Genomic DNA, 11961 nt, shown 5'->3' with positions numbered 1-11961 from the left:
GCATATACATTATTTGGCGAGAATGGGGTTGTCAAGGAGATAGATGTGAACGGTTTTGATCCAGAATCTTTGAAAGTCGTCGCAGCAGAGTGTCCAGGCTTCCAGGCTCGTGCAACGGCGCGCGCGCTCACGCGTTATTACAATGCCTGCTTCAAGCCGCTCGGGCTGACGGCCGAGCAATTCAGTCTTTTGGTAGGGATCGGTGCGGCTGAAGGGGCGACGCTTGTCGAACTCGCGGATAAGGCCGGGGTCGATCCGACCACCCTCAGCCGAAATGTTCAGAATCTGGAGAGCCGACATTTGGTCTGCGCTGAAGGCGGACGTGGCCGTGCAGGAAAGCGGCTAGCGCTGACGACGTCAGGGCGTCAACTCATGGCCGATGCGTTCCCTGTGTGGAATTGGGCCAAGGCGGAACTCGCCCGTCGCTTAGGCGATGAACAACTTCGCTCGACAAGACAAGCGATGGAGGCGCTGGCCAAGGCCGCAGAATCCTCATGTACATAAATCCGCTTTGGCCGAACAACGGACCATCGATATCGATTCATAGGCTTCCACCTTGGCTCGAAAGTCTCCTTCGCCAAACCACCTCTACCAAACCACTTACGGCACGCACTAAACCTGCATCGCAAACCGTTGCCGATAGGCCGCTGGCGATACGCCAACCAGCCGGCGAAAGTGATGGCGCAAGGTTTCCACTGCGCCAAATCCAGCCGCAGCAGCAATGCGCCCCAGACTGGTCTCGCCGCGCTCCGAACCGCTTTCCAGCAGCATCTTGGCGATTTCCACCCGTTGCACGATCAGCCAGTCATAAGGCGAGCTGCCGGTCGCCGCCTTGAACTGGCGCAGGAAGGTACGCGGGCTCATGGCGGCGCGGGCAGCGAGCGCATCGACCGTGTGCGGCTCGGCAGCATGCTGGTGCAGCCAATCGATCAGCGCCGCCAGTTTGTTGTTGTCGTATCGCGGCAGCGGCCGGCTGACGAACTGGGCCTGACCGCCGTCGCGATGCGGCGGGAGCACCAGCCGGCGCGCCACCTGATTAGCGACGGCCGCACCAAAGTCCGTGCGCACCAGGTGCAGCAGCATGTCCAACCCGGCAGCAGAGCCAGCGGACATCAGAAACTCGCCGTCTTCCACATACAAGACATCCGGCTCGACCTGAATGCGCGGATAGCGGGCGATCAGCCGCTCCATGTAGCGCCAGTGGGTGGTAGCACGACGACCATCGAGCAAGCCGGCCTCGGCAAGCAGGAACACGCCGTTGCAGATGCTGGCGAAGCGTGCACCACGGGTATGGGCCAAGTGCAGTGCGGCGCAGAGTTCGGGCGGAGCGGGTTCATCGGTATCGCGCCAGCCGGGTAGCACGATCAGGTCGGCATCTTGCAAAGCCTCCAGCCCATGATGGGCTTCGACCAGCACGCCACCCGCCGCGCGCAAGGGTGATGGATCCAGACTGCAGACCTGAAAGTCATACCAAGGCACGCCTAACTCGGGCCGATCGAGCGCGAAGATTTCGACCACACAGCCGAATTCGAAGGTGCAGAGCCGATCGTAGGCGAGTGCAACGACGCGGATTTTTTCCATGAAGAGTTTGGCGAGATATTGCCGATCAATGTCGATAACGCCACTGTGCCGCATTCGGGTGACCTCGCACAATACATTCATCATTCACCCCCCATCGTCCAGACGAGGCCCATCATGACCAATGCCGTTACCGCAACACCCGCCGCCGCCAGCCCCGCCGCCTTGGTCCACTTTGCCGCCAAGCTGGCGTTCGAGACCGATTGCTCGGACGTTCACGCGGCCTTCCAATCCGGCGAACCGGGCTTCGTGTTGCTGGATGCCCGCGGTGCAACGGCCTACGCAGCCGGCCACGTGCCGGGCGCACTCAATCTGCCGCATCGGGACATCACCGCCGAGCGCATGGCGGCATGGCCAGCGGATACCTTGTTCGTGGTGTATTGCGCTGGTCCGCATTGCAATGGCGCGGATCGGGCGGCCCTGAAGCTGGCGCAACTGGGCTGGCCGGTGAAGTTGATGATTGGCGGGGTAACGGGCTGGCTGGATGAGGGGTTGGGACTGAATACGGGGATCACGGCCGATACCGCCATCGTCTGCGCCTGCTGAAGGGCGATCTGGGCATCGGTAAATACGGTGTCATGGATCACACCTGCCGTACTGACTAACCCTAAGGCGGCAACGGCGGTAGGCATCCCCGTTTAGAATGGCATTACCGCTTCACGGTTTCTGCCATGCCTGACGACTATTCCGACCTCAACCCCTCCGCTCAGCTCAATGAGATCGACCGTATCCTCTTCAATCACCCGAGCGTGGCGATGCGGATGTGCAAGGCCTTGTTGCAGGCGGCCCGCCAGGCCAGCGATATCGAAACGTTGGTGCGCGCCGCCACGCAGCTTTCGCTGATCGAAGACCAGCTGGGCGAGCGTGGCGAGGCGGGCGTGGTATTGGCAGAGGCGCTCACCTGCTGCCAGCTGTACGGCCTGACCGAACTGGAACCGGCGGTGCTGGAACGCCTGGGCCGCAACAGTTACACCACTGGCGACTATCCGCATGCGCTGGAATGCTGGGCGCGTTGCGCACGACTATGCGGCACCTCACCGGCCTTCACGGAAACACGAACACTGGCATTGGTCGGGCTGGGGCATGTATGCAGCGCCTATGGCGCACTCGACAAGGCGGTGGCCTTTCATCGCGCCGCCGAGCGCCTGCTGCCAGCGCTCGACGATGCCTATCTGACCGCCAAGGTGAAGATCAGCCTGGGCTGGGATTTGCAGGCAACCGGTCATTACGACGAGGCCATCGTCATCCTGCGCAGCGCGTTGGCGCTATGCCAAGCGAAGCACTTCGGTCATTACCAGGCGGAGCTGGTGTTTCGGCTGGCGGAGATCGCACTCGGCCAAGGCCACATCGACGAGGCCGAGCGACTGCTTGAAGACGCGCTTGAGCTATTGGTGATCACGCCGTCGCATTGGTCCGAAGCCAATGTGCTCGGGCTGCTCGCTGAAGTCCGCGCCGCACAGGGCCTGCCGGATATGGCGATGAGCTTCGCACTGCGTGCACTGCATATCGCCGAGGCGGACGGCATGCGCCACGTAGCAGCACGGCTGCACGCCAGCATGGTTCATTACGCGCTGGCGGCGGGGCAACCGGGTTTGGCGGGCAACCACCGCGTCCGTCAGGAGACCTTGCAGAACCTCATCAACAACGACACCCCACCGCGTGATATGCCGGATTGGGCTTCGTTGGATGATGTGTTGGGTGGGTGAGACTGGCGAAACGCCGGCGCGATGATTGGCGCGGAGTCCCCCGGCCGGCAAAGCCATCCGGGCTACATGTCTGGTAGAAACCACGGTTTATGTCCCCTCGCCCATCCCATGCAAGGCTTTGCCTTGTTCAGGGAAAGTGGGAGAGGGGAGAAAGTCGCACCTCTCACCCCCGTTGCGAGTGCCCCCTGTAGGAGCGAGCTTGCTCGCGATGGCGATGGTGAACGACACGATGCAATCGCGAGCAAGCTCGCTCCTACAGGGGTAGCGGGTATGTCACCCTCTGCCTCCTCACCCCTCACCATCAATGGTGATGCTCCGGCATATTCCCCATGCCATCCATGTCCTTCATGTCGCCGTGCCCCATATGCATATTCATGTTCATCGGCTTGACCACGAACAGCTCTACACCCGGCGCGGGGTTCGGCAAATCCTGCGCGGACTGGCCCTCTGCCGGGATCTGCGTCCACTCGTTTTTGCCGGTCTGGCATTGCTGGATCACCTTGAAGTGCTCGATGCCGCCGTGGTCGGGGAGCTTGGTGAACAGCACGAATTCATCGTAACGATCCGCCGGCAGCTGGCCGCCCGACCACGTGACTTCACTGGTCCGTGCGCTGGCCCGTTTGCCATCCACACTTAGCGGTGCAGTCAATGCCACCTTCTTCACCGACAGCGTCCAGCCCGGCTTGGCTTGCGGGTTGGCCAGTTCGATATCGTCCGGCACTTGTACGGTGATCGAGGTCGTTGGTGATCCGTCGCAACCATGCGGGACCATGAAAGTGGCTTTGTAATCCGTGTCGGCCTTAGCCGTTGCTTGTTCCAGCGTGACATGGGCCGATGCAGCGGCGGCGGTCGCGGCCAGCAGCAAGGCGACGACGGTTTTCATCTTGGTCATGGTGTTCTGTCCTTTCTTGGCGAAGCGAAATAGGCGAACCGGCGAACACATCGTCGCCAGCTCACGGCCATGACATATGGTTGCAAACCGCCACTCAGAGCCCCACTTTTGCCAACGATTTCTAAACGCCGAACAACAAAAAACCCCGCGATATTTGCGGGGTTTTTTGTTGGCCGAGATGGCCATACATAGGCTAGAACATCGGTTTTACCAGACGTTCAGGTACTCCAGAATGCCTTCCGCAGCCTGACGGCCTTCGTAGACCGCACGCACCACCAAATCCGCACCGCGCACCTGGTCACCGCCGGCAAACACCTTCGGGTTGCTGGTCTGGTGCTTGAACTTCTGCTTGAACGGCGCGAGGGTACGGCCCCAGTCGTCGGTGTGGATGTTCTGGCCGGCGAACCAGTCAGCGGCTTCGGCCTGGAAGCCGAAGGCGATGACGACGTGATCCGCTTCGATACCGATTTCCGAACCCGGCACGACTTCCGGCTTGCGGCGGCCCTTGGCATCCGGCGCGCCCAGTTGGGTCGTCACCAGCTTGAGGGTCAGCGTGCCGTCGTCGTTCTGTTCGATGCCGACCGGTTGGCTGTTCCAGCGGAATTCGACGCCCTCTTCCTTGGCGTTGGCGACTTCGCGCTTGGAACCCGGCATGTTGGCTTCGTCGCGGCGGTAGGCGCAAATGACCGATTCCGCGCCTTGGCGGATGGCGGTGCGGTTGCAGTCCATCGAGGTATCGCCGCCGCCCAGCACGATCACGCGCTTGCCCTTCATCGATACATGCGCTTCGCCTTCCAGCGTGCCCATGCTGTGGCGCACGTTGTTGATCAGGTACGGCAACGCTTCGAGCACGCCCGGCAGGTCTTCGCCATCGAAGCCGCCACGCATGTATTTGTACGCACCCATGCCCATGAACACGGCATCGAACTCGCTCATGAGTTCGTCGATGGTGATGTCCTTGCCCACTTCGGTACTCAGGCGGAATTCGACACCCATGCCTTCCATGATTTCACGGCGGGTCTGGATGACTTCCTTCTCGAGCTTGAACTCGGGAATGCCGTAGGTGAGCAGACCACCGATCTGTTCGTAGCGGTCGAACACCACCGGCTTCACGCCATTGCGCACGAGGATGTCGGCACAACCGAGGCCCGCTGGGCCGGCACCGATTACCGCGACTTTCTTGTCGGTCCAGATCACGCCGGACACATCCGGACGCCAGCCTTGCTTGAAGGCGGTATCGGTAATGTATTTCTCGACCGAGCCGATCGACACCGCGCCAAAGCCACCCTGGTTCAGCGTGCATGCGCCTTCGCACAGGCGATCTTGCGGGCAGACGCGGCCGCAGATTTCCGGCAGCGAATTGGTCTTGTGTGACAGCTCGGCAGCTTCGAACAGCTTGCCTTCGTCAACGAGCTGCAGCCACTGCGGAATGTAGTTGTGCACCGGGCATTCCCACGAGCAGTAGGGGTTGCCACAGGACAGGCAACGACCGGATTGCTCGCCGGCGTCGCTCTTGTTCAGCGGTGCGTAGATTTCCTTGAACACGATCTTGCGGTCAGCCGCCGGCACTTTCTCGCCGGGGTTGCGCGCTACGTTCATAAACTGGAATACATCAGACATGAGTCACCTCGTGAGGCGTGAGGGGTGAGGAGTGAGGGGTAAAACCGCCCCATCTCCCACACACCTCAAGCCTTGATCCTTAATCTTTGAGCAAGTCGTCGAGCTTGGCGGCCTTCGGCTTGACCAGCCAGAAGTAGTCCACCGCTTCGTCGAAATTGGCCAACAGCTCTTGCGCCTTGATCGAGCCTGTGAGCTTGGCGTGCTGCGTGAGCTTGTCGCGCAGGTAGGCGCGCACCGCGCCATACGATTCGCCATTGATCAGGTTGATATCGATCAGCTCGTTGTTGATGCGATAGGCGAACTTTTCTTTCTCGTCGTACACGAGGGCGAAGCCGCCCGTCATGCCCGCGCCGAAGTTGTAGCCCGTCTCGCCCAGCACGATCACCACGCCACCGGTCATGTATTCGCAACCGTGGTCGCCAATGCCTTCGACGATGGCGGTCGCGCCGGAGTTACGCACCGCAAACCGCTCGCCGCCGCGGCCAGCTGCGAAGAATTCGCCGCCGGTTGCGCCGTAGAGGCAGGTGTTGCCGACGATCACCGCGTCATCAGAGCGGAATTCGCTGCCCTTGGGCTGGTAGACCACCAGCTTGCCGCCCGCCATGCCCTTGCCGGCGTAATCGTTGGCATCGCCTTCGATTTCCATCGTCAGGCCCTTGGCATTCCACACGCCGAAGGATTGACCGGCCGAGCCGTTCAGCTTGATGTGCAATGCGCCATCCGGCAGACCATCCGCGCCGTGCGCTTTGGCGATTTCGCCAGAGAGACGCGCGCCGATGGAGCGGTTGACGTTACGCACGCCGTATTCGAAGCGTTGCGGCGTCTTCGCCTTGATGCCGGCGATGGCGTCCTTGACCATTTGCTCGGCCAACTCGCCCTTGTCGAACGACGGGTTGCGCTCTTCCACGCAGAAGCGCGGTTCGGTTTCCGGGATATCGCCTTGCGACAGCAAGACATCCAGATGCAAGCGGCCTTGTTTATCCGTGCTGCCGGCCGAGGTGTTGAGGAGATCGGTGCGGCCGATCAACTCTTCCATGGTGCGCACGCCCAGCTTCGCCATCCATTCGCGCGTTTCTTCGGCGATGAAGGTGAAGTAGTTGACGACCATGTCCGGCAAGCCGGTGAAGTACTTGGAACGCAGCTTGATTTCCTGCGTGGCGACACCGGTCGCGCAGTTGTTCAAGTGGCAGATCCGCAGGTATTTGCAGCCCAGCGCCACCATCGGGCCGGTGCCGAAGCCGAAGCTTTCCGCGCCCATGGCCGCAGCCTTGATCACGTCCAGACCGGTCTTGAGGCCGCCGTCGGTTTGCACGCGCACGCGACCACGCAGGCCGTTGGCGCGCAGCACTTGTTGCGCTTCGGTCAGGCCGAGTTCGAACGGCGTGCCGGCGTACTTGACCGAGGTCAGCGGCGACGCGCCGGTGCCACCGTCGTAACCGGAAATGGTGATCAGATCGGCATAGGATTTGGCCACACCGGCAGCAATCGTGCCGACGCCTGGCTCAGCCACCAGCTTCACCGACACCAGCGCTTCCGGATTGACTTGCTTCAAGTCGAAGATCAGCTGGGCCAAATCTTCGATCGAGTAGATGTCATGGTGCGGCGGCGGGGAGATCAGCGAGATGCCCGGCTTGGAGCAACGCAGCTTGGCGATCAGCGGGGACACCTTGTCGCCCGGCAATTGGCCGCCTTCGCCCGGCTTGGCGCCTTGCGCTACCTTGATCTGCAGCACTTCGGCGTTGACGAGGTAATGCGGCGTCACACCAAAGCGGCCGGAGGCGACCTGCTTGATCTTGGACATCTTGATCGTGCCGTAGCGGCTGGCGTCTTCGCCACCTTCGCCGGAATTGGAACGACCGCCGAGACGGTTCATGCCTTCGGCCAGCGCTTCATGCGCTTCCGGGCTCAATGCGCCGAGCGACATACCGGCGGAATCGAAACGCTTGAGAATGGCTTCGATCGATTCGACTTCATCCACCGGAATGGACTTGGCCGTATCGATATTCAAGGTCATCAAGTCGCGCAACATGGCAACCGGACGGTTATTCACGAGGTCGGCATACTTGAGGTATTCCTTGTACTCGCCGCCTTGCACCGCCTTTTGCAGCTGCATCACCACGTCCGGGTTGTAGGCGTGGTATTCCTCGCCGAACACGTACTTGAGCAGGCCACCCTGGCCGATCGGGCGCATCGGGTTGAAGGCAAACTTGTTCAGTTGTACCTGATCCGCTTCGAAGTCGGCGAAGTTCGCGCCGCCGATACGGGATACGGTGCCTTCCATGCACAGGTCGATGACTTCCTCGCCCACGCCGATGGCTTCAAACAGTTGCGAGCCGCGATAGGACGCAATGGTCGAGATGCCCATCTTGGACAGGATCTTGAGCAGGCCCTTGTTGATGCCCTTGCGGAAATTGTTGGTGGCCTTGAGCAGCGGCACATCGATCTGGCCGAGGTTCGCCAGTTCCATGATGGTCTGGTAGGCCAGATACGGGAACACCGCAGTCGCGCCGTAACCGATCAGGCAGGCGAAGTGGTGCGGATCGCGCGCAGTGGCGGTTTCGACGATGAGGTTGGTCTTGCAACGCAAACCGGCATCGACCAGCCCGTGGTGCACCGCGCCGACAGCGAACAGCGCCGGGATCGGCAAGCGACCCTTGGCGATGTTCTTGTCGCTCAGCACGATGACGACCGATTTGTCTTCACGCACCGACTTCAGCACCGCCGCCCGCAGCGACTCGATGGCTGCTTTCAGGGTGGTTTGGGCCGGCTCGAAGCTGATATCGAAGAAGGCCGGCTTGTAATCGTCGCCGGGCAGCGAGATCAGCGCGTCGAATTTGTCCGACGAGAGCACCGGCGAGCGCACTTCGAGGCGACGCGCGTTGTCTTCGGTTTCCTGGAAGATGTTGCGTTCCGGGCCGAAACAGGTGTTCAGCGACATCACGATCGCTTCGCGGATCGGGTCGATCGGCGGGTTGGTCACTTGCGCGAATTGCTGGCGCAGGTAATCGAACGGCGAACGGACTTTCTCCGACAGCACGGCCATCGGGGTGTCATCGCCCATCGAACCAATCGCTTCCTGGCCTTCAGCGGCGAGCACGCGCACGATCTGATCGCGCTCTTCGAAGGTCAGCTGGAATTGCTTCTGGTAGCTCAGCAGCGTGCCGGCATCCATCGCTTGCAACGGTGCGTTGTCTTCGGCGATTTCGAGCTGCTGGGCGTTTTTCTTGACCCAATCGCGATACGGATGCGCGGCCTTGAGGCGGCTGTCGATGGTTTCGGTATCGAGGAACTCACCGGTCTTGAGGTCAATGGCGACGATCTGGCCCGGCTTGACCCGGCCCTTCTTCACCACATCTTCCGGCTTGTAGTTCCACACGCCGATTTCGGATGCGATGGTGAGGTGGCGATCCTTGGTGATCACGTAGCGCGCCGGGCGCAGGCCGTTGCGGTCGAGCGCACAGCCGGCGTAGCGGCCATCCGTCCAGACGAGGCCGGCCGGGCCGTCCCACGGCTCCATGTGCATCGAGTTGTATTCGTAGAAGGCACGCAGATCGCGGTCGGCGGTATCCACGTTCTGCCACGCCGGCGGCACCAGCATGCGGAAGGCACGGAACACGTCGATGCCGCCCATCATCAGGCCTTCGAGCATGTTGTCGAGGCTCATCGAGTCCGAACCATCGGTCTGGACGATCGGGCGGATCGCGGCCATGTCGAGGTTGTCGGTCGCCATGATGGCTTCGCGCGCCTTGGCCCACAGACGGTTGCCGTGCAGCGTGTTGATTTCACCGTTGTGCGCCAGGAAGCGGAACGGCTGTGCCAGTTTCCACTGCGGCCAGGTATTGGTGGAGAAGCGCTGGTGATACACGGCCAGCGACGACTCGAAGCGCTCGTCCTTCAGGTCAAGGAAGAACACCGGCAGGTTGTCCGGCGTAACCAGGCCCTTGTACGAGAGCGTATTGGGATTGAGTGTCGGGATATAGAACGCGGCGTCGACGGCCTTGTTGGCCTTCTCGGCATTGCGGCGCGCCTGATACAGCTTGCGGCTGAAGGTCACGTCGTCCATGCCGGCAGCGGCGTTGACGAACACCTGCTTGAACTTCGGCAAGGTGCGCAGCGCGTATTCGCCACAGGCTTCCACGTTGACCGGCACTTCGCGCAGGCCGGCAAAACCGAGGCCCTGGGCTTCGATCGCGTGCTGCAGATTGGTCAGGGACGCATCTTCGGTGTGGAAAACGAGGCCGGCAGCGTATTCATCCGCCAGCTTGAAGCCGTTTTCCGCCGCGACTGCGCGCAAGAAACCATCCGGTTTGCGGAACAAGAGGCCACAGCCGTCACCCGATTTACCATCGGCCGCCACTGCGCCACGGTGCGTCAAGCACGCGAGCGAACTGATTGCCGTCGAAACCAGCCAATGGCTTGGCTTGTCGTCCATCTGCGCGATCAAGCCGAAACCACAGCTATCCTGCTCGAAGCTCGGGCTGTATAGCGTGCCCTGCAGCCAGCGTTGTCGATCCATCCCAAAACCCTTGCGAAATGCGCCAAATTTACAGCGAAAAGGTCTTGATTCTAGTCCGAAAGCCGTAAATTTCGCAACCGCACGGCGCACGAGCGGACAATCGGGGAAAACCCCCAAAATTTAGCCGACTTCATGCTTTCGACAGGTGTTTTGCGACTTGGCCGACAGACGGTGAAAAATCGTAAGAAATTCGGTTACGGCAGTTAAAAATACTGCTGTAACGTTATTGTGCAGTGCGGCGATGGGGTGCGGATTTTACGCTTGAGCGGGGCCGCGCCGAAGAGAATCAGGACGAACAACCGGCCGCCGCATCCACGCCAAACAGCCCAACTCGTGAAATCCCCAAATCCGGCTGACCAAGACTGGCCCCCATCGGGATGGCTGCAAACACGCGGCATCTGTGTCAGCATACGGAAAGCTATCCGCCGTCCCCGAGAAACACAGCATGCCTTTCCTCAAACCCGCCTTGGCCGCGTGCCTGTTGGTGCTATTGGCCGGCTGCGCCAGCATCTCGCCGCAATCCCCTGCCCTGCTGCAGCAACAGCTGGCCCGCGTCGAACCCACCGATGCCAAACAGCCGCATATTTACCTGATTGCCGTCGCCGGCTTCGATACACCCAAGGTATTCGGCCAGGAAGCCGAATATGTGACCAGCGTGTTTGTACGCCAGCTTGGCGCCGCCAACCGGGTTGTGATCCTCAACAATCGCCACCTGGATGCCGAGCGTTACCCACAGGTCAACCGTGATCTGCTCCGGCAAGCCATCCTCGGCATCGCGGCCAAAATGAACCGGCAGGACGACGTACTGGCGCTCTACCTGACCTCGCACGGATCGCACGAGGGTAACTTCATGCTGCATCCGCCCACCAGCTACCGCTCGCCCGCCGAGCCCGTCTCGCCGCAATGGCTCAAGGACACGCTGGCGGAGGCCGGCATCCGCTGGCGCATGGTCTTCGTTTCAGCCTGCTATTCCGGTCGTTTCCGCGATGTATTGCGCGACGAGCGCTCGCTCATCATCACCGCGGCGGATGCCAACCATCCGTCGTTCGGCTGCAGCAACGATGTCGATTACACCTACTTCGGCAAGGCCATGTTCGTCGATCAGGATTTCGCGCAGCCGGATTGGGCCAAGCTGTTTGCCAACGCGGCGGAAAAGATCATCGAACGGGAAAACGAACAGGGCATCCTCGTCCACTCCAGCCCGCAATTCTGGTTCGGACCACAGCTGGCTGACCATCTGACGGAGATCGAATCCCGCCAATGATTCATAGGTTGGGTTGAGCGCAATGTTCAGCCGGGAGACATAGGTAACACTTGTCGGGAGACATGGGTAACACTCAACCTAGTCTAACTGCACCCGCAGATCGATGGTGCGAATGGCCTTATGACAGAAGAACACCGTCAGCACATCGGCTTGTGCCGAAGGTCGCAGTGCCACGTACTCCCCCGCCAAGCCCTCGCCTATGAACACTGCCCGGCCGCGATACTGGATTTGCCCGTTGACGCGAACCTTCAACACCCGATCGCCCGGCTCATACTCCACCGCCGGCAGTTGCTCCGGATACGGCCGGCCACTGCAGCGGTAGCGACTGGCCGGCACCTGTTGCTGTAACGCTTCATGCGGCCGAATCAGGTTGTAGCAGTCCCGC

At 61.1% G+C, this 11961-nt stretch carries 8 protein-coding genes and 1 pseudogene; 4 read left to right on the top strand and 5 right to left on the bottom strand.

What is annotated here, in order from left to right; translation table 11 throughout:
- The first annotated feature begins 45 nt into the window (after positions 1–45).
- A complete protein-coding gene (locus tag BR41_RS23765; protein ID WP_084187405.1) occupies positions 46–504 on the top strand; it encodes a MarR family winged helix-turn-helix transcriptional regulator in 459 nt (152 codons plus the stop codon).
- Positions 505–612: 108 nt separating this feature from the next.
- Here BR41_RS23765 and ftrA read toward each other — a convergent pair whose 3' ends face one another.
- A complete protein-coding gene (gene ftrA / locus BR41_RS18595; RefSeq protein WP_211251807.1) occupies positions 613–1665 on the bottom strand; it encodes a transcriptional regulator FtrA in 1053 nt (350 codons plus the stop codon).
- Positions 1666–1695: 30 nt separating this feature from the next.
- Between ftrA and BR41_RS18590 the strand changes: the two genes are divergently transcribed.
- Positions 1696–2124 (top strand): rhodanese-like domain-containing protein, encoded by a 429-nt coding sequence (locus tag BR41_RS18590; RefSeq protein WP_035060030.1) that lies wholly within the window; start codon positions 1696–1698, stop codon positions 2122–2124.
- 125 nt (positions 2125–2249) lie between these two features.
- Positions 2250–3284 carry a tetratricopeptide repeat protein gene (locus tag BR41_RS18585; RefSeq protein WP_035060028.1) on the top strand — a complete coding sequence of 345 codons (1035 nt, stop codon included), beginning with the start codon at positions 2250–2252 and terminating at the stop codon, positions 3282–3284.
- Positions 3285–3585: 301 nt separating this feature from the next.
- Here BR41_RS18585 and BR41_RS18580 read toward each other — a convergent pair whose 3' ends face one another.
- The 3 genes from BR41_RS18580 to gltB all read right to left on the bottom strand — a co-directional run bounded on the left by BR41_RS18580 (position 3586) and on the right by gltB (position 10312).
- Positions 3586–4176, bottom strand: coding sequence for a YcnI family copper-binding membrane protein (locus tag BR41_RS18580; RefSeq protein ID WP_169741332.1), 591 nt, complete (start codon positions 4174–4176; stop codon positions 3586–3588).
- 207 nt (positions 4177–4383) lie between these two features.
- Positions 4384–5796: a glutamate synthase small subunit GltD family protein gene (locus BR41_RS18575; RefSeq protein ID WP_035060026.1), complete on the bottom strand. Its 1413-nt coding sequence runs from the start codon at positions 5794–5796 to the stop codon at positions 4384–4386.
- Between the two features lie 79 nt (positions 5797–5875).
- On the bottom strand, positions 5876–10312 hold the full coding sequence (gene gltB / locus BR41_RS18570; protein ID WP_035060024.1) for a glutamate synthase large subunit: 4437 nt from the start codon (positions 10310–10312) through the stop codon (positions 5876–5878).
- A 445-nt stretch (positions 10313–10757) separates the two neighbouring features.
- On the opposite strand from gltB, the gene BR41_RS23180 reads away from it, so the two are divergent.
- Positions 10758–11576 (top strand): C13 family peptidase, encoded by an 819-nt coding sequence (locus BR41_RS23180; protein ID WP_051711346.1) that lies wholly within the window; start codon positions 10758–10760, stop codon positions 11574–11576.
- Positions 11577–11654: 78 nt separating this feature from the next.
- On the opposite strand, the pseudogene BR41_RS25615 reads toward BR41_RS23180, so the two are convergent.
- A pseudogene (locus BR41_RS25615) lies at positions 11655–11961 on the bottom strand (IS481 family transposase); the annotation flags it as partial.

This window comes from Andreprevotia chitinilytica DSM 18519 (genome assembly GCF_000711875.1).
Classification (GTDB): Bacteria; Pseudomonadota; Gammaproteobacteria; order Burkholderiales; family Chitinibacteraceae; genus Andreprevotia; species Andreprevotia chitinilytica.
The sequence above is the reverse complement of the archived record's forward strand: the minus strand, read 5'-3'. Positions and strand labels throughout refer to the sequence as shown.

Excerpts from the sequence above, each read along its gene's own strand:
- ftrA (WP_211251807.1), bottom strand. The coding sequence starts at position 1,665 with ATGATGAATGTATTGTGCGAGGTCACCCGAATGCGGCACAGTGGCGTT.
- BR41_RS18585 (WP_035060028.1), top strand. The coding sequence starts at position 2,250 with ATGCCTGACGACTATTCCGACCTCAACCCCTCCGCTCAGCTCAATGAG.
- BR41_RS18580 (WP_169741332.1), bottom strand. The coding sequence starts at position 4,176 with ATGACCAAGATGAAAACCGTCGTCGCCTTGCTGCTGGCCGCGACCGCC.
- gltB (WP_035060024.1), bottom strand. The coding sequence starts at position 10,312 with ATGGATCGACAACGCTGGCTGCAGGGCACGCTATACAGCCCGAGCTTC.
- BR41_RS18590 (WP_035060030.1), top strand. The coding sequence starts at position 1,696 with ATGACCAATGCCGTTACCGCAACACCCGCCGCCGCCAGCCCCGCCGCC.
- BR41_RS18575 (WP_035060026.1), bottom strand. The coding sequence starts at position 5,796 with ATGTCTGATGTATTCCAGTTTATGAACGTAGCGCGCAACCCCGGCGAG.
- BR41_RS23180 (WP_051711346.1), top strand. The coding sequence starts at position 10,758 with ATGCCTTTCCTCAAACCCGCCTTGGCCGCGTGCCTGTTGGTGCTATTG.